19 protein-coding genes and 1 tRNA gene are annotated in these 17,369 nt (G+C 61.3%); 10 read left to right on the top strand and 10 right to left on the bottom strand.

The window, feature by feature from the left end; all coding sequences use genetic code 11:
• The 5 genes from V7M64_RS07120 to V7M64_RS07100 all read right to left on the bottom strand — a co-directional run.
• On the bottom strand, positions 1-475 hold a 475-nt coding region (locus tag V7M64_RS07120), incomplete at its 3' end, for an SLC13 family permease (RefSeq protein ID WP_333678114.1).
• 249 nt (positions 476-724) lie between these two features.
• Positions 725-1,429, bottom strand: a complete 705-nt coding sequence (gene trmB / locus V7M64_RS07115; RefSeq protein ID WP_333678110.1) for a tRNA (guanosine(46)-N7)-methyltransferase TrmB — start codon at positions 1,427-1,429, stop codon at positions 725-727.
• A 150-nt stretch (positions 1,430-1,579) separates the two neighbouring features.
• Positions 1,580-2,380 carry a thiazole synthase gene (locus V7M64_RS07110; RefSeq protein WP_333678108.1) on the bottom strand — a complete coding sequence of 267 codons (801 nt, stop codon included), beginning with the start codon at positions 2,378-2,380 and terminating at the stop codon, positions 1,580-1,582.
• A gap of 24 nt (positions 2,381-2,404) precedes the next feature.
• Positions 2,405-2,605, bottom strand: a complete 201-nt coding sequence (gene thiS, locus V7M64_RS07105; protein ID WP_333678106.1) for a sulfur carrier protein ThiS — start codon at positions 2,603-2,605, stop codon at positions 2,405-2,407.
• An 89-nt stretch (positions 2,606-2,694) separates the two neighbouring features.
• The gene (locus tag V7M64_RS07100) at positions 2,695-4,740 is read right to left on the bottom strand and encodes a DUF6600 domain-containing protein (RefSeq protein WP_333678104.1); all 2,046 of its coding nucleotides are present in this window, start codon (positions 4,738-4,740) and stop codon (positions 2,695-2,697) included.
• 233 nt (positions 4,741-4,973) lie between these two features.
• Between V7M64_RS07100 and V7M64_RS07095 the strand changes: the two genes are divergently transcribed.
• The 6 genes from V7M64_RS07095 (at position 4,974) to V7M64_RS07070 (ending at position 8,476) form a co-directional block, all read left to right on the top strand.
• Positions 4,974-5,047, top strand: a tRNA-Gly gene (locus V7M64_RS07095).
• A 105-nt stretch (positions 5,048-5,152) separates the two neighbouring features.
• The gene (locus tag V7M64_RS07090) at positions 5,153-5,653 is read left to right on the top strand and encodes a hypothetical protein (protein WP_333678102.1); all 501 of its coding nucleotides are present in this window, start codon (positions 5,153-5,155) and stop codon (positions 5,651-5,653) included.
• An 89-nt stretch (positions 5,654-5,742) separates the two neighbouring features.
• Positions 5,743-5,961: a hypothetical protein gene (locus V7M64_RS07085; RefSeq protein ID WP_333678100.1), complete on the top strand. Its 219-nt coding sequence runs from the start codon at positions 5,743-5,745 to the stop codon at positions 5,959-5,961.
• A gap of 4 nt (positions 5,962-5,965) precedes the next feature.
• Positions 5,966-6,100: a hypothetical protein gene (locus tag V7M64_RS07080; RefSeq protein WP_333678098.1), complete on the top strand. Its 135-nt coding sequence runs from the start codon at positions 5,966-5,968 to the stop codon at positions 6,098-6,100.
• A gap of 63 nt (positions 6,101-6,163) precedes the next feature.
• The gene (locus tag V7M64_RS07075) at positions 6,164-7,024 is read left to right on the top strand and encodes a site-specific integrase (protein ID WP_333678097.1); all 861 of its coding nucleotides are present in this window, start codon (positions 6,164-6,166) and stop codon (positions 7,022-7,024) included.
• Positions 7,025-8,194: 1,170 nt separating this feature from the next.
• The gene (locus tag V7M64_RS07070) at positions 8,195-8,476 is read left to right on the top strand and encodes a hypothetical protein (RefSeq protein ID WP_333678095.1); all 282 of its coding nucleotides are present in this window, start codon (positions 8,195-8,197) and stop codon (positions 8,474-8,476) included.
• Positions 8,477-8,539: 63 nt separating this feature from the next.
• Here V7M64_RS07070 and V7M64_RS07065 read toward each other — a convergent pair whose 3' ends face one another.
• From V7M64_RS07065 to V7M64_RS07050, 4 genes are all read right to left on the bottom strand, one after another.
• On the bottom strand, positions 8,540-9,169 hold the full coding sequence (locus V7M64_RS07065) for a hypothetical protein (protein WP_333678094.1): 630 nt from the start codon (positions 9,167-9,169) through the stop codon (positions 8,540-8,542).
• Between the two features lie 51 nt (positions 9,170-9,220).
• Positions 9,221-10,213, bottom strand: a complete 993-nt coding sequence (locus tag V7M64_RS07060; protein WP_333678092.1) for a hypothetical protein — start codon at positions 10,211-10,213, stop codon at positions 9,221-9,223.
• 447 nt (positions 10,214-10,660) lie between these two features.
• Positions 10,661-11,056 carry a hypothetical protein gene (locus V7M64_RS07055; RefSeq protein ID WP_333678090.1) on the bottom strand — a complete coding sequence of 132 codons (396 nt, stop codon included), beginning with the start codon at positions 11,054-11,056 and terminating at the stop codon, positions 10,661-10,663.
• Positions 11,057-11,073: 17 nt separating this feature from the next.
• Entirely contained in the window at positions 11,074-11,958 is an 885-nt protein-coding gene (locus tag V7M64_RS07050) for an RHS repeat-associated core domain-containing protein (protein ID WP_333678088.1), read from the bottom strand.
• Between the two features lie 308 nt (positions 11,959-12,266).
• On the opposite strand from V7M64_RS07050, the gene V7M64_RS07045 reads away from it, so the two are divergent.
• The 4 genes from V7M64_RS07045 (at position 12,267) to V7M64_RS07030 (ending at position 15,926) form a co-directional block, all read left to right on the top strand.
• Positions 12,267-12,737 (top strand): RimK/LysX family protein, encoded by a 471-nt coding sequence (locus V7M64_RS07045; RefSeq protein ID WP_333678086.1) that lies wholly within the window; start codon positions 12,267-12,269, stop codon positions 12,735-12,737.
• Positions 12,712-13,605 carry a 30S ribosomal protein S6--L-glutamate ligase gene (rimK, locus tag V7M64_RS07040; RefSeq protein ID WP_333678084.1) on the top strand — a complete coding sequence of 298 codons (894 nt, stop codon included), beginning with the start codon at positions 12,712-12,714 and terminating at the stop codon, positions 13,603-13,605. The genes V7M64_RS07045 and rimK overlap by 26 nt, the downstream gene beginning before the upstream one ends.
• A 364-nt stretch (positions 13,606-13,969) precedes the next feature.
• On the top strand, positions 13,970-14,656 hold the full coding sequence (locus V7M64_RS07035; RefSeq protein ID WP_115494911.1) for a response regulator transcription factor: 687 nt from the start codon (positions 13,970-13,972) through the stop codon (positions 14,654-14,656).
• Positions 14,640-15,926 carry a HAMP domain-containing sensor histidine kinase gene (locus V7M64_RS07030; protein WP_333678077.1) on the top strand — a complete coding sequence of 429 codons (1,287 nt, stop codon included), beginning with the start codon at positions 14,640-14,642 and terminating at the stop codon, positions 15,924-15,926. The genes V7M64_RS07035 and V7M64_RS07030 overlap by 17 nt, the downstream gene beginning before the upstream one ends.
• Before the next feature lie 47 nt (positions 15,927-15,973).
• On the opposite strand, the gene V7M64_RS07025 is transcribed toward V7M64_RS07030, so the two are convergent.
• Positions 15,974-17,356, bottom strand: a complete 1,383-nt coding sequence (locus V7M64_RS07025) for an L-serine ammonia-lyase (protein WP_333678076.1) — start codon at positions 17,354-17,356, stop codon at positions 15,974-15,976.
• Positions 17,357-17,369 lie beyond the last annotated feature (13 nt).

Here is a 17,369-nt window from a genome sequence, read left to right as displayed (position 1 = left end):
CGTTGAGCACGATCAGCGGTGAGTTCGCGATCAGCGTGGTGTTGGTGGCGGTGAGAATGCAGAACGCCATCGGCAGCAGCAGGCGCGAGATTGGCACGCCAGTGCGCGCGGAAAGGCGGCTGGTGACGGGAATCATCAGGGCGGCCAGCGCCTGGCTGGGAATCACCGCACTGAACAGGCTGGTCACGGAGTTGATGACCAGGCCGAGCCGCGATTCCTTGCCGCGCGCCATGCGCATCACGAACTGCGCGGTAAGGCCAAGCACACCGGCGCGGTCGAGCCCGGCACCCATGATCATGATGGCGATGATGGCGATCACGGCGTTGCCGGCGAAGCCGTTGAAGACGCGATCGGAAGGAATCAGCCCGGTGAGGCCGATGACCACCACTACCAGCAGCGCCACCATGTCGGCGCGGATCCACTCCAGCACCAGCATCAGCATGGTGAAGCACACCAGCCCCAGCACCAGGATCATTTCCGGGGTAAGGGTGAGCGCCACTACGGGTCGTCCCTATCGGGCGCTTGGAAGGCTTGGATGCGATGGGGCAACAGTGGCTTCACGCGGTGACTCGTCCCTGTTTAGCGCGGAAGTATAAGCGTGCATGCGGGATGACTGGTGAACCGTGGCCGCACATTCGCATGCTTGCAGGTGAGTAGGTTGGGTTAGCGCGGCGTAGCCCAACAAGTCGCTCCGAAAATGTTGGGTGACGCGGCGCTAACCCAACTACGCCCAATTACGGCGATAGAGCAGGTCCCACACGCCGTGGCCGAGCTTCAGGCCGCGCCGCTCGAAGTGGGTCTCGATGCGCCACGCAGGTTTCTCGGCAAACTGCCCGGGCCCTAGGCCGTTACGCCAATCGGGTGCGGCTTCCATCACTTCGAGCATGTGCTGGGCATAGGGCTCCCAGTCGGTGGCCAAGTGCAGCAGGCCATTTGGCGCCACGCGCGAAGCAAGCAAGGCGACGAACGGGGGCTGCACGATGCGCCGCTTGTTGTGGCGCTTCTTGTGCCAGGGATCGGGAAACCAGATCCGCACTTCGGCCAGCGTACCGGGGGCGATCTCATGCTCCAGCACTTCCACCGCATCGTGCTTGTAGAGGCGGACATTGGAGGCATCGCGTGCGGCGAGGGCATTCATCAGGCGCCCAACGCCCGGTCCATGCACTTCCACGCCGAGGTAGTCACGCGCCAGGTCATGTTCGCTCGCCCAGGCCAGGGCTTCGCCGTTGCCGAAGCCGATTTCCAGCACGCGTGGGGCATGGCGGCCGAACCGCGCGTCGAAGTCCTGGGCGGTGCCGGTGTAGTCGATGCCGAAGCGTGCCCAGTGCGTTTCGAAGGCGCGTTGCTGGGCCGGCGTCATGCGGCCTTCGCGCAGGACGAAGCTGCGGATGCGGCGGAGGTGGTGATTGTCGTCGTGAGTTTCGGTCATGCGGAAATCTGACCCCCTCTCCCCTTCGGGGAGATGGCTGGGTGAGGGGAGAATCTTGCGGTGAAAGAAAATCGAAGCGCGGTTCTATTGAAGGCTGAGGCAAGCCATGGTCCCTCACCCCACCCCCTCTCCCCGGAGGGCTCTCCTGCATCAACCAATCGTCCCATCGATCGGGCTCGATGCCGACGCAAACCGCTTGCGCGGAATCCTTCCCGCACGGTACGCCGCGCGTCCTGCCTCGATCGCCAGCTTCATCGCATGCGCCATCAGCACCGGGTCTTTCGCGCCGGCGATGGCGGTATTCATCAGCACGCCATCGCAACCCAGCTCCATCGCAATGGCCGCATCGGAGGCCGTGCCCACGCCGGCGTCGACGATGATCGGCACCTTTGCGTTCTCGATGATTTCCAGCAGGTTGTACTTGTTCTGGATCCCCAAGCCCGAGCCGATCGGCGCGGCCAGCGGCATTACCGCCACGCAGCCGATCTGTTCCAGTTTCTTGGCCAGGATCGGATCGTCGCTGGTGTAGACCATCACGTCGAAACCGTCGGCCACCAATTGCTCGGCAGCCTTGAGGGTTTCCACCACGTCGGGGAACAGCGTGCGTTCGTCGCCCAGCACTTCCAGTTTGACCAGGTTGTGGCCATCCAGCAGCTCGCGCGCCAGGCGGCAGGTGCGCACGGCGTCCACCGCGTTGTAGCAACCGGCCGTGTTGGGCAGCAGGGTGAATTCGCCCGGCGGCAAGGCATCGAGCAGATTCGGAGCATTGGGGTCTTGCCCGAGGTTCACGCGGCGGATCGCAGCGGTGACGATCTCGGCGCCGGCGGCCAGGGTGGCGCGGCGGGTTTCGTCCAGATCCTTGTATTTGCCGGTGCCGGTGAGCAGGCGCGAGCGATAGGTCTTGCCGGCGATGACCAGGGCGTCAGTGGTGTCGTGAGTCTTGATGTTCATGCTAGGAACCGCTTGGGGGCGAACTCAGCCGCCGCCGATGGCGTGGACGATTTCCACCTTGTCGCCATGACGCAATGCATAGGCGTCGTGTTGGCTGCGCGGCACGATCTCGTGATTCACCTCCACGGCTACGCGCCGGCCGGCATAACCGGCCTCGTGCAGGAGTTGGGTGACCGAGAGGTTGTCGCCGCAGTCGTGCGGGTGGCCGTTGAGGGTGATCTGCATCCAGGCATTGTAGCGCCGCCCCTGTGCTTTATCCCGCTTGGGCGTTGACGGAACGCCGCGGTGATCCGCGGCGTTCCGGTTGGAAAGCGCTAGTGCTGATTGTCGTTTCGGCCCGGTGGCGGCGCATGTGCAGGATGCGGCGCACTCTGCGGATGAGGTTGCTCAGCGGGCCGCGCCATTTCCGGACGCGCGTATTGCGGCGGTGGCTGATACGGACGCTGCTGCGGCATATAGGAGGGATTGGGCTGCACCTCGCGCGGCGCCTGCTGGCGTGGCACATATTGATGCGCGCGCTGCGCGGCATCGAAGCGCTCCTGCTCGATCTGCCGCTCGCGTTCTTGCTGCTGCTGTATCGACGGCTGCTGCGGTATGTAGCGCGGTGCTTGCTGCACTTCGGGCCGCTGCGGCTCGTAGCGAGGCGCCTGTCGTTCCTGAGGTTGCTCCGGGGTATAGCGCGGCGCTTGCTGCATCCGCTGAACCTGCTGGGCCGGCGCGAAGTGCGGCACTTGCGGCAGCGCCGGTTCGGCCGGGCGCGGTGCGGCTTGCGGCTGAGCGGGCGCTCCGTAGCGGGGGAAGGCCTGTCCCGAGACGACGCGCGGCGTATTCTGCGGCTGCACGTTCAATACACGAACGTTGGAGCGCAGCGGCGCATGGACTTCACCTGCCGGCGCGACGTTGGCGGCGGGTGCGCGCACGGCCACCACCGGCCGATTGAAGCCTGCCGCCGGCAAAGGCCGTGTGTTCGCAGCGCGCGGCTGACCGAAGCTGGCCGATGAGGGACGCTGCACCGGTGCCGCCGCAACCACCGACGCGTGAGCAAATTGTTGCGGGTTCATGCGTACCTGATCGGCGTGCACGTTTCGTGCGCTGGCAAACGCCTGTGCGGAGACCGCGGTGAAGGCGTGCGGCACATCGCGGTTGACATAGTTCACGCCGGTGACCGCCCGGCCCTCGCGATAGAAACCGTATTGGTTGTGGATGTTGTTGACCACCGTTTCCCGGTTGATGGTGCGGCCGATCCGGATATTGGTGAGATTGACGTTGGTGTAGTAGTTGCGCGATGCGCGATACCACGGGTTGTACACCTCGTGCGGACCGAGCGGGAACCAGCCCACCGGGCCGCCCCGGCCGATACCGACAAAGGCGACCAAGGCGGGCGCGTACACCGGCCGTACGCGCGGCGGGCAGGGGACCCAACCCCAACGGCGATGCAGATAGACCCAGCGGCCGTAGTGGTAAGGCGCGAAGCCCCACGGCATGGAATCCACCCAGGTCCAACCCCACGGGCCGATCCATACCCAGTGGCCGAGGCTATAAGGAGCCCAGCCGGCCGCCACGGTGGTGGGATACCACACGGCGCCGTAGTCTTCGTCCTGTTGCCAATCGCCGTACTGATTCAGGTCCTGCGAGCCGACGACGTCGGGTGATACGTACTGCGTGCTGTTGCTGCTGGCGTATTGCGCGTCGCGATCATTGCTCCAGGCGTCGAATTCATCGCGTCCCTGGATGTCGCTGACCGTCATGTCGCTCAACGTGGAATCGCCGAACTGATAGCTGCGCCCACTGAATACTTCGCGCTGGGCGTTGTTCTCGCCGTAGACGATGCCGCCGCCGTCGAACACGGTCACGCTGCTGCCGTTGCCGTTGGTGCCCACGTCGACCCGGAACGTGCCGGGCTGGTTGATCACCAAGGCCATGGTTGGCGTGTCGACTTCATAGCTGGCGCCTTGGTCGACGCTGCGCACGGTAATGCTCAGCGTGCCCTGCGTCAGCTCGAACTGGCCGATCTGGTCGTTGAAGTTCAGTATGCCGAGATCGGTCTGATTGCTGATGCGCAAGGCCGCGCCACCCAGTTCCAGTTCGGCGCGTGCGTCGGGGCCGCTGGATAGCTTGTCGCCATTGGTCAGCGGGCGGTTCACGTCGGCGGCCGCCCATTCGGTACTGCCTGCCGGCATCAGGCCCAGGTCGCCAGAAACATAGGAAAGACGCGCGGCACGTGCGGGCGGGTCGGTGGCATCGGCTTGGGCTTGGCTATCGTCGGCCTGGGCGAAGGCCATGCCCGTGCATAGCAGCAAAACGGCCAGCAAGGCGCGCCACCCGCGCGCCTGTGACACAACACCATTGAGCCCACGCATAGATCACTCCATTTGATGCACGCGAAACGGTCGCGCCCCGCTATCAATCCCTGTATGTGCTGATCATCTTGCGCAGGGATTATGAGCGGCCGCTTAGGGCCACGATGGCCGTTGCCGGCGGTTTAGCCAGGCGGCATCATTGCCGGTCGATCGCAACTTTGCACGGGCATGAAAAAGCGGGACGTGTCCAGGATTCCCAAAGCCGCATCCGCCGGTTACCATCGCCCGGCATTGCGGGTGTAGCTCAATGGTAGAGCTGTAGCTTCCCAAGCTACTGACGAGGGTTCGATTCCCTTCACCCGCTCCATTCTTGCCGTGAGCAAGGCATAACTCACTGTTCCAAGTGAAGTTATAGAGCGGAAAGGTTGCCTCATTCATACCTCGGATAGGTATCGTTTGAGGGACTGTTTTCATGCCCAAGCCGCTACTTTTGCGTCGGCCCAGCGGGCTCTATGTCCGCTACTGGGTGCCCTTGATGCTGCGCGCTGCCGTGGGTTCCAACTACATCGTGCGCTCCCTCGGTGGCCTGCGCGGCGATGCCGCGCGCTTGGAAGCCGCGCGGCTCGGCTATGATCTTGCGCATCGGTTTGCCAGGATGAAAAACCAGATGAAGCATGGAGCGCCTGCCATTTCTTCCGCCACCCTTGGCGAACGTATAGCCGTCTATTTGAAATCGCGCCCTAGTGCGGGTCGTTACCTTCGTCTGTTCCTGGCATGGGTGGGCGACAAGCCGCTGGCGGAGCTTTCCGCCGCCGATGTGAACGCCTTTGCTGAGACGATGCAGCATTGTCCCCGGGATGCCGGACCCCGCAAGAAGTGGTCATCCGGGCGGAGCGCGCCAAGGCAGAGCCGATTGGCTTGGAAACGTGGGAGCGCTACCTGTCCAAGGTGCGCATTTTTGCGGATGGATTGATTGCGCGTGGCGAACTTGCGCAGGACTTCAACGAGGCAGTGGATGCGTGGATTGGGTCCCGTCGACCACATCCTCCGGGTGAGGCGATCTTGGATGCCTCCTATTCCTACGAGCAACGCGCGGATGGTTCGCTGCACATCCATGCAGACACCGAGGAGGATCACCTTCGCGTCATGGAGTTGCATGACCGCATGGGCCGACCGACCGCTTCGGCACCGACGGCCAAAGCTGCCAGAACACTGGGCGAGGCCCGCGATCTGTTCCCGGTGCAATTCAATGAAAAGAACCCGGCACCCCACCTTGCATGAAACCGTGGCAACACTAGGCCTGTTCGTGGACATGGTGGGAACTGGCAAATCCATGTCTGAGGTTGGCGTGGAGGATGTCGATGCCTTGCGTGAAGCGCTGGCGCTGTGGCCGGCCCGCGCACGGGTGCGCCCGGAATAGAAATCGCTGAGCACCCGCGACATCCTAAGGAAGGCCAAGAAAGAAAAGCCGCCCGGCATCAACGTGCGCACCAAGGACAAGCACTTGGACAACGTGCGCAAGTTTTTCACCTGGGCCGTGCAGCGGCATGAAATGACGCACAACCCGTTGTCGGGGGTGCGTTTGCAGACCAAGGCCCCAAAGGCCACGCTGACCCGGCGCGGTTTCACCAAGTCGGAGTTGGCGGCACTCTTTGCGCCGCAGTTGCGCGCATCAACCGCCAGTGACTCGTCCTATTTCTGGTTGCCGGTGCTGGCGTTGCACACGGGGGCGAGGCTCCGCGAACTGGCGCAACTGCGTCTGATTGACGTGCATGAAGTGGATGGCATCTGGGGCGGGGATATCAACTACCAAGCCGGGCCATTGAAAAATCCCCAGAGCCAGCGGTTCGTCCCGGTGGCGTCGGCGGTGCTGGCCTTGGGCTTCCTGGGCTACGTCGCCGACGTTCGCGCCGCTGGTTTTGATCGTGTGTTTCCTGACGGCTCATGGGCAGCGAAAAACGGCCCCGGCGACAAAGTATCCAAATGGTTCAACCGTGGTTACACGCGCGCTGCTGGTCTCACGGATCCCGCTCTGGTCTTTCATTCGTTCCGGCACACCTTTGCCGACGCTGGCGATGGCGTGGGGTTGACTGAGGCACAAATCGGTGCGTTGACCGGGCACCAGTCGGCCACCGTGTTGGGGCAGCACTACATCCGCCGCAAAACTGTGCAGGTGCGCAAGCAACACGTGGACACCATCGTGGCTCAGTTTGCCGTGCCGACGCTGGCGACCTATGCGCCGGGCCAGTTTGCCAATGCGTTTGCCGAGTTGAAGAAGAAACGGGCACGGGCGGATGCGGTGGCTGCTCGTGCAGGACGCCAAAGCAAGAAATCCAAGCGTTGAGGCGCCTGGCGTGGCAATGCCACGCCGCGCATATCGTGGAACGGGCGGCGTAGCCGCCCCGTAAGCGCTCTTGGGCTCAGCTTTTGCTCTGGCTTTTTGGGGTGGGGGCGGGAAATGCGGATGAAAGGCGCAGTCCGGGCTGGGCGCCGCATCCAAGCGCCCTGCGTTTGCCCACCCCATCCGCCGCGCGATTGCGCGCCTTGGCGGGGGCTGCGCCCCTGTGGGGGTGGAACCGCCACCCCCACGCCCTCGTCGCTCCGGCTCCGCGCTGGCGCGCTCCGCCTTCGCGCAACCCCCTTCGCGCTTGCGTGGGCCTTCGGCCCGGCGCGTCGGGCTCCTCGGGTGCGCAGCACCCTTCGGCGAAGGAAGCCCCCGGCGTTCGCCGTGGGTTGCGAGCGGCGCTGCCCCTACCCATTGCAGGGTATTTGGACGTCTAAACGTCTCAATGCTTGAAATCGCAGGCCGCCGATTAAAGCGCCGGTGTTTTGGCTGGCGGTGGTGATGAGCCAGTGCGACGGCCCACCACTAGCACGGTTCACAGCGTCGCCGCTGCTGCCCCCGTCCGTGCGCCCGGTCGTTTGGCTGCCGGGGTTTCTCTGGGTTTGCGGCCTTGGGTTCATTCGCCCGACAGTGGCTAACCGTCAGACCCTGCTTAAAACCCGTCCTATACAGCTCCGGGAGAGGTAGGTAGCCGCGCGCTGCCCAGTGAAGGGCTGACCATCGAGAACCGGGACTGGGGTAGTTGTGCATTCCAGGGACGCCTAGCAATGATCGCGCAGCCCTTGGAGCAGATGCACCTCGGGCCTCCCATTTTCATAGCGGAAAACGCCGAATGCGCAAGCCCCTCAGATGACGTGGTTTTTGCGGAAAAAGTAGTAAGTCCAACCCGTAAAGGTGATGACGGCAAAGGCAGACGTAAGGGGGCGAAGTAACATGCAGCCTCAGGGCTCGATCCGGCGTAGGTCATCCATGATGCACAAGGCTCGCCTTGTAGCCTGCTCCTTCCTCCGCTAAACCCGCCGCGAAAGCGGCTAGGCGCGCAGGACGTGCGCCCAAGGGCCGAAGGCCGCCCGCCGGCCGGGCCGGCATGGACGGGTTGAAGCGCTACCACTCCCCTCGGTCGTGACGCACATAATTAGGCTCACATCAATGACAGAAGGAGTTTCATCTGTGAGCAGCCCAATCCGCCGTGACGAACTGCCTGACGGCCAGTTAAAGCTAAAAATTATTGTGACCTACAAAAATATGGCTCCTCCCGGAGCCTCGGTCCCGGACTTCCATATCCGCCAAAATTTTTTCCCCGCTCCCGGCGAAAACAACTGGTGGATTGAGCCGGAGCCGCCACTCGAAAGCCAATATCTCGAAGTTCTTCAAAAGGCGGTCGCAGTAGTCCAGGAAAAATATAACTTGCCGTCCCATCGATTAGGCTCGACCGCTCGAAGTATCCATTAGTGCAAGCCTTCTAGAAGAAGCATCAACTCTGCCCTCACTTGCCCTTGCCCTTGTTATTGCCGATTAGTCGTCCGGGACCAATGCGCGGACATGGCCCAAGACCCGCCCGGCAAGATCGAACACGTCATGTGCGGAGATTTGATGGGTTTCTGCCAATGTGAAGACATCTTCCATATCGTCGTGTCGCTTGGTGCCCGGATCGGGATAACGCCCTGCCCAGTAAACAAAGTGCGTCAGCATTTTCAAAATGCCGTGGTCCTTGGCCGAAAGATCTGGGATGAAAGCGGCCAGTTCGCTCAGTCGATGGTGGAGGTGTTTGCTCTCCATTTTCATGAATGCATCCACTCCATCGCGGATGATGATCATAGCTTTTAGGCTGACTTCGAGGCTGAAACCCACAAGCATCAGGACGATCGCACAGTATTGGCTATCGCAGACCCCGCGAACAGGAAGCGGCATCTCGCTGAATGCTGGTTGGTGCTTTGCCAACGTGACGGCTGAGACAGAAAGAGCCTGAGCTTGGGTCAGCCAAAGAATGGGGTCTTTCAGATCTTCGGCTTTCGGTGGCTGTGTCGGATCGACGGGAAGTCCAGCCATGTTCTGAGCAATGGCCCAACGCATCCACGCCAATGCGGCGTAGCCTCCGGGGTCTTTGTTGAACCCTTCGCGGTTCGGCGCCAACAGGTCAGTCATCTTTGTTTGCGTCACTTGTAGGTCATCCTTGGCTTTGAAGGCAACGCGCAATCAGCGGTTGGCGTTGTAGTGCCTGAGGAAATTTTGGAGATTTGTGGAGAAGTCTAGTGACGGCTTCGTGGCGTCTTGGCACGTTGCGTCCGCCCGGCTCACATAAAGCAAAGCGTCCTTGCGTCCATTCGTCAGATCTACGGGGGTTGCAACCTGATAACTGGTATCTGACCAAGCGATGATGTGGGCTGCTTGGTTGGTCAATACCGTCGCGCCCTTACAGACGAACGTCTGTGTGAACCCGCTCGGGCCGCATTGCAAAGGATGGCGTGCAATGATGTCTGCCGCACTGGATGAATGGCCAAGGCCATCTAGCGCTTGGGGCTCGGCACCAACGACGATCCCGGATATGCGAACAGTCGAGCACTTCGGCTGGGTTCGCTCAACCAGTGCTTCTCTCCCGGTTTCTTGGGCGGCCTCTTGTCGACCAAGGGCTTTGTTGTATGCCTCACGCCCTGCCGTTCCTGCGTAGGCATGGCAGGTCTTGTCTACGTCTTGCACCTCCTCGATCGTCGCGGCTTGCGCATATCGTGCCGAGCATGACGCTGTTGCATTTGCAGCCTGAACGTCCAGCCTCTCTTCTGCCCCTGACTGGGCAAAGGCTGCAAGGACAGCCGCCGTGAGATCAGGATCGTTTTCTACGGATAATTTGAACTTGAAAAGATCAGAGTTGTATTCCGTTGCGCCGTAACCAACTGTCTTCTGACGCGCAAGGTAAAACGATTGGTCAGGCCACAGGGTATGAGTATCTGTCGCGGCGACGAGCATCTCACGACATTTGCTCGGATGGTTGCTGTCCCCTTCCGCCCAGCGGCCATCATGGCGGACCAAGCAAACACGCACTAGATCATTGCCCGAAGAAGGTCCGTCGAATACTTCCCAGCCTTCCGAAGCGGATCCGGTTCGTGCATAGCCAGCCAAGAGCAGTCCCACCGCAATGACCAGCGTGCGGCATGAGTTTGAAGGTGCGGTGCGGGAGCTGGCAGGTTTCATGTGGTTTCGTAGCCTAATGGAGACGATTTGCACTCATATCCCGCAAGAAGAGTGGTGGTTTGGAAGATCGTGTCTAATGGTAACCGCTGTCGGCTCCGTTCGAATGACCAAGCTGTCCGCTACCGACCCACATTGTCATCCCCGCCGAGGTCGGGCAGGGTGGTGGCTCATCGTCTCGGGCGGAGTTCTGGTCGCGGAGTGCGGTTGATCCGTGCCCGTGACCGTTGCCGTTGTGCTTCTGATCTTGCCCTTCTTCCACGGACACCCGGTTAAGCGATTCAATTCGCTTTCCGAGGCGATCCATGGGAACTCTACTTCTAACTGGCTCGAATCAACGAGGACGCTTCAGCTGGTGCGTTTGACGTTCAACCAAAGGAACTGGGGGTGGTTATGTGTGTCGGGGATTGCCGCAGACTCGAACAATATTGTCGTAGGTGAACTTCGGCATCAACTGGACATATGGGTAAATAAGGCTGCCACTTCAGCCCCCCAGCTTGGCTCGAGCACCAGCAAAGAAAGCGCGCCGGCTTTTATTTTTGCAAGCAGTTCATCCAGTCTTTCTGGCTTTAGAAACGAGTGGGTGTCTGATTGGCTCGATGCCCACTGTAGTTTCTCTGCGACCATGGCGGTATCGATTTCGGAACCACGGAAAAGCAGGAGCCTGGAAACCACATTCTGATTTACAAAATCATTGATTCGAAATATTTCACAGCCATGCAGCGTTAGAGTTTTCTGCTGTCCATCCTCGAGGACAAATGACAGGGCCAAGCTGCGTGGCGCCTCACCAGCCTCAATACCCTTCAAGGCAGCGTCGTGGTAACCGTTGATTTGTTCGTAACTCATGCGTTGTCTGTCGGCGATTATGGAGACGAGCTAGGTGGCGGCGTGCTCGGTGGAGGGGGATTTGGCGGAGCTATATGAGGCTCGGTTTGCGGATTAGGAGCTCGTCCCGGGCCGCGGACTGGATTGCCATTTGGGTCACGCCCCCACTCATGGACATGTGGGGTGCCTTGTCCGTGGTCATGATCGTAATCAATGTCCTTGCTCGGCTTACCATCGGGCCCGTATTCCCGTTCCTGGCCGCTTCCCGGGTTTTTATAAGTTGAACCCGGCTCGCCGTCATTGGGGGTTTTGCTGGGCCGTTGCGAGTCTTTAGGAGCGTCGGTCGTGGGGGCGGGCGCCGTCCCTGGAGCTGGTGTAGGCAAGGGGACATCGGAGTTGTTGTTCTGCGTGGTGGTCGTGGTCGTGTTATGGACGGCCCGAACGGTGAAGAATGCGATAGTGGCCGCGCCGGCTGCCATGACCGCCCGGCTGCATGCGGGGGCGGCTGCGCAGGCAATGGCCGCTTCCCCGATGCAACCGTCTTCCAAGCATTTTCCGTTCGGGTCAATGTGATTGACCGGATTGTTGTTGACGTAAGCGTATCGGTTGAAGTTGAAGGTATTTCCTGCCGCCGGGCCAATGGGGTCCGCGCTGAGGAAGTGACCGGTGGCGGCGTCGTAATAACGCGCCTGCATGTAGACCAGATTGGTCTCGGGGTCTGCCACATGGCCGGTATACCCGGGTCCCGCTGTGGGCGTGCCTAGAGCAATGGTGCCGTAGGGGGTGTAGTCGTAGGTCGCGGTGATGTTGCCGTGGGCATCGGCCTCCGCAAGCGGAGTGCCCTGCGGGTCGGTGTAGACATAGGTGACGGTGCCTTGCTGTTGGGCATGCAAAACCCCGCAGGTTAGCAAGAAAAGCAACATCCCTATCCACTGCCGCACGCGCCTATGCCTTCCAAGAATGGCCATTTCGTTCCCCTGATTTTCCCTGCGCACGAGGTTACCCGGAATGCACCCGCTTGTAACCTCGCCGACGCAGGATGGTATTCGCCACGAGCCCAATGTTACCCTTGCAGGGTATCGTTTCAGGTATCGATGTTTGCGGGTTCTTGCCGAGAAAAATGAGCATTGGCAAGGGCTATGCGGGAGATGGAGTTCTACTCCCTTCATCCGCTCCAACCCTCCCTCTCCGGTCCCCACCGAGATTTTCCAACCTAACAGCGTGAGCTGACATGGCGGACATAATCACCCTCGGTTGGCGGGAACGCTTGGCATTGCCGCAGTTCGGCATCACCTCTCTCAAGGTCAAGCTCGATACCGGCGCGCGCAGCAGTTCACTGCACGTGGACGAGTTGGAAACCTTCAGCCGTGATGCACAGACCTGGCTGCGCTTCATGGTGGGCCTCGGTCGCCGCTCGGCGCGCCAGGTGCAGTGCGAAGCACCGGCGTGCGACCGGCGGGTGGTGGTCGACACCGGCGGCGGGCGCAGCGAGCGCTGGTTTATCCGTACCGAAGTGATGCTGGCCGGCGAGCGTTTCGAAGTTGACATAAACCTGACGGATCGCCGGCACATGCTGTTTCCTATGCTATTGGGGCGCACCGCCTTGATCGGGCGCTTCAAGGTCGACCCCGCCCTTTCCTATACCCTGCCCAAACCCGCGCATACACATACCAGCCATGAAAATCGCCATCCTCTCACGTAATGCGCGGCTGTATTCGACCCAGCGCCTGGTCGAAGTGGCGCGCGAGCGTGGCCATGTCGTGCGCGTGCTCGATCCACTGCGCTGCTACGTGCGCATTGCGCCGGGTGAAGTGGAGATCCGTTACAAGGGCAAAGCCCTGCACGATATCGATGCGGCGATTCCGCGCATCGGCACATCGAGCACGTTCTATGGCACGGCGGTATTGCGCCAGCTCGAAATGATGGGCGTGTATACCCCCAATTCCTCCGATGCCGTGCTGCGTGCGCGCGACAAATTGCGTTGCCTGCAGATTCTTGCCGCCAAAGGCCTGGACATGCCGGTGACGGTCTTTGGTGACAACCCGGACGACACCACCGACGTGCTCGACATGCTGGGCGACCCCCCGCATGTGATCAAGCTCAACGAAGGCAGCCAGGGTACCGGCGTGGTGCTGGCGGAAAAACGCAGCGCTTCGCAAAGCGTGGTGGAGGCATTCCGCGGCCTGTATGCCAACTTCCTGGTGCAGGAGTTCATCGCCGAGGCCAAGGGCAGCGACCTGCGCTGCTTCGTGGTCGGCGGGCAGGTGGTGGCGGCCATGCAACGCGATGCGGTGGCCGGGGAATTCCGCGCCAACCTGCACCGTGGCGGTACCGCCGTGGCCGCCAAGTTGACTCCGGCGGAGAGGCGTATTGCAGTGGATGCCGCCGAAGCGCTGGGGCTGGGTATTGCCGGAGTTGATCTCTTGCGCTCCAAGCGCGGTCCGTTGGTGCTGGAGGTCAACGCATCGCCGGGCCTGGAGGGCATTGAGGCGGCATCGGCTGTCAACGTGGCCGATCACATCATCCGGCACCTGGAACGGCACGTCGCCAAGGCATCCAAGCGTGCGTAGCCTGGGATGAAATCCCAGCATGCTTGCTCCTGTGGCCTTCACGGATACAGCACGGCCGTGAATGTGCAGGCGCATTAACCAAGCAGTGAGCATGGGTTAACTGCCACGTAACCGCCTCGCCCCTATAAAGGCACCACTGTTTGTTTGCCCGCTACTTCAATCGCAAGTGCGACAGCAGACGACGGTATCGGGGCAGTAGCTTCAGCCCGGGTGCAGCGGCGAACGGTCGCGGTATCCGGGCTTTTTCTTTGCCTGGACCTCCTTCGACTATCGGCATTCAGCATGGCGCTTAACATTTGCGCCGCACTCTCGTTAAGCTTGGCGATGTCCCGACCGGTGCGCCGGTTGCGTAGCGGAGAAACGCATGCGCGTTCTAGTGATTGAAGATAACAGCGATATCGCCACCAACATTGGCGATTATCTGGAAGATCGCGGTCATGTGGTGGATTTCGCCGGAGATGGCGTGACCGGCCTGCATCTGGCCGTCGTCCACGACTTCGACGTCATCGTGCTCGACCTGACCTTGCCCGGCATGGATGGCCTGGATGTAGCGCGCAAGCTGCGTCATGAAGCGCACAAGCAGACGCCGGTACTGATGTTGACCGCCCGCGACGCGCTGGAGCAGAAGCTCACCGGCTTCGAGTCGGGCGCGGACGACTACATGACCAAGCCCTTCGCCCTGCAGGAACTGGCCGCGCGCCTGGAGGTGCTGGCGCGCCGCGGCAAGGGCCCGCAGAGCCGGGTGCTGAAGGTGGCTGACCTGACCTACAACCTGGACACCCTCACGGTGACCCGCGACGGCAAGTCCATCCAGCTCAACCCGATCGGCTTGAAGCTGTTGCAGGCGCTGATGGAGGCCAGTCCTTCGGTGGTCACGCGCCAGGACCTGGAGCAGAAGGTGTGGGGCGAGGAACTGCCCGACAGCGACAGCCTGCGTGTGCATATCCATGGCCTGCGCGCCGCGATCGACAAGCCGTTCGAAAAGGCGTTGATCCATACCCGACACGGCATCGGTTACCGCATGGTCGATCCGGATGCAGTCCAGGCGTAAGCTGCGTTTCCGCCTGTTGATCTCGTTCGCGCTGTTTGGTTTCGGCCTCAGCGCGCTGTTTGCCGTGGCTTCGTTGTATGTGCGGGCAAAAGTTGAGGATCAATTAGTCGCAGCTGCGCTCCAGGCCGACGTCGATCAGGCGGTCAATAAGACTATCGAGAATCCTAGCCAACCTGTTGTATCCGAACTGGTCAAGGCCTGGATCAAGAGTGATCGCACGCTCTATAAGATGCCGCTTGCTTGGCAGAATCTAAGTACGGGCGTCCATGATATGTATGAGTCCGATGACAGTGGACGTATTCGGCATTACAAGCTTGCAGTGCGGCGAAAAGACGGGGTTATCGGATTCATTCGCTATGACATTAGTCGCGAAGATATTGGCAAGCGCCAACTCATCACATCGTTGGTGGCCTCGGTCATCTTATTCAGTCTGCTGTCGCTGGCGATCGGTATGTGGCTCTCGCGCAAAGTACTCAAGCCAGTTACCGAACTCGCAAGGCGCCTGCGTGATTTCCGCAAGGCAGGCCGGGCCGAACCGCTGGCGCCGCATTTTGCCGATGACGAAGTGGGCGAGCTTGCCCAAGCGCTCGACGAGTACTCCACGCGTCTTACCGCAATGGTCGAACGCGATCGCGAATTCAATTCCGACGTCAGCCATGAATTGCGTACGCCGCTGGCCGTGATCTCCAGCACTACCGAACTGCTGCAAGGTTCGCCCGACCTTACCGACAAACTGCGCGAACGCTTGAAGCGCATCGAACGCGCTTCGCGCCAGGCGACCGAGCTGATTGAAGCACTCTTGCTGCTATCGCGTGCCGAACGGCGCGGTCCGACGCGCGGTGAAATCACCGATATCGCGAAAGTGGCGGCGGACGTTATCGAGAGCCAGCGACCGCAGATTCGCGATAAGCCCATCGAGGTCGAATTGCTGCAACACGATTCGGTCACCGTCAACGCACCCGCGTCGGTTTTGTCGGTGGCGCTTACCAACCTTATCGGCAACGCCATCAAATACACGCTGGAAGGCCGCGTTACCGTGCAGGTAGAAAAAGGCCGCATCGATATCATCGATACCGGCCCCGGCATCAAGCCCGAAGATGCCGAACGTCTGTTCCAGCGCGGCGTGCGCGGCGAAGGCGCTGGCGGCAGCGGCGCCGGCCTGGGCTTGGCGATCGTTCGACGCCTGTGCGACCTCTACGGCTGGGATGTCTCGATGAGGCCGCGCACCGATGCCAATGGCGCGATTGCGAGCATCGTCTTCGAGCGATGAATGACGGGTCCGGCTCCCTCCCCTGCAAGCAGGGGAGGGAGCAAAGCTCAACACTCGATTACGTTGACCGCCAAGCCACCGCGCGACGTTTCCTTGTACTTGTCCTTCATATCCAAGCCCGTATCGCGCATGGTCTTGATCACCTTGTCCAGCGATACGCGATGCTTGCCGTCGCTCTTCAAAGCCATGCGACTGGCGTTGATGGCTTTGACGGCACCCATCGCGTTGCGTTCGATGCAGGGGATCTGCACCAGGCCGCCGATCGGGTCGCAGGTGAGGCCGAGGTTGTGTTCCATGCCGATTTCGGCGGCGTTTTCGATCTGGTGAATGCTGCCGCCCAGGGCTGCCGTAAGACCGCCGGCGGCCATGGAACATGCGACACCTACTTCACCCTGGCAACCGACTTCGGCACCGGAGATGGATGCGTTCTCTTTGTAGAGAATGCCGATTGCCGCGGCGGTGAGCAGAAAATCCACCACGCCATGCTCGTCGGATTTCGGGCAGAAGCGGTGGTAGTAATGCAGCACGGCGGGGACGATGCCTGCGGCCCCATTGGTCGGTGCCGTCACCACGCGTCCGCCGGCGGCGTTTTCCTCGTTCACCGCCAGTGCGTAGAGGTTCACCCAGTCGAGGATGGTGAGTGGATCCTTGAGCGACGCCTCGGGCTGGTTGCGCAGCTCCGTCGCCATCGCCGGTGCGCGGCGTGCCACCTTGAGGCCGCCGGGCAGCGTGCCTGGCGAGCGCAGGCCGCGCTCGACGCAACCTTGCATGGCTTTCCAGATGATCAGCAGGCCAGCGCGTATGTCCGCTTCGCTGCGCCAGACTTTTTCGTTTTCCATCATCAACTGCGGAATGGTCAGGCCATGCTGCTCGCACAAGGCCAGCAGTTGGTCGCCGGTGTGGAACGGGTAGGGCTGCTCGGTGGTGTCAGCGACGATGCGGTCTTCTGCTGCTTCATCGTGGTTGACCACGAAGCCGCCGCCCACCGAGTAATAATCGCGCGTGGCCAATTCATTGCCATCAGCGTCATAGGCGGTGAAGCGCATGCCGTTGGTGTGGAACGGCAGTTTCTGGCGCTTGTTGAACACCAGGTCGCGCTTTTCGTCGAAATCGATCTCCTGCTTGCCCAGCACACGAATGCGATGGTTGGTTCGCACGCGCTTGAGGATTTCCGGAATCATGTCGGGATCGACCGTATCCGGATGCTCGCCTTCAAAGCCGAGAATCACGGCCTTGTCGGTGCCGTGCCCGCGGCCGGTCATGGCCAGCGAGCCGTACAGCTCCGCACGCACGCGGACGACGCGATCGAGCACGCCTTTTTCTTCCAGCCAGCGTTCCGAGAAACGCGCCGCCGCGCGCATGGGACCGACCGTGTGAGAGGAAGACGGGCCAATGCCGATCTTGAAGATGTCGAAAGCGCTGACGGCCATGGGGGACGCTGTG

Origin of the sequence: Dyella sp., from assembly GCF_036746095.1 — a bacterium.
Classification (GTDB): Bacteria; Pseudomonadota; Gammaproteobacteria; order Xanthomonadales; family Rhodanobacteraceae; genus Dyella_B.
This window is presented reverse-complemented; position numbering and strand designations above follow the sequence as displayed.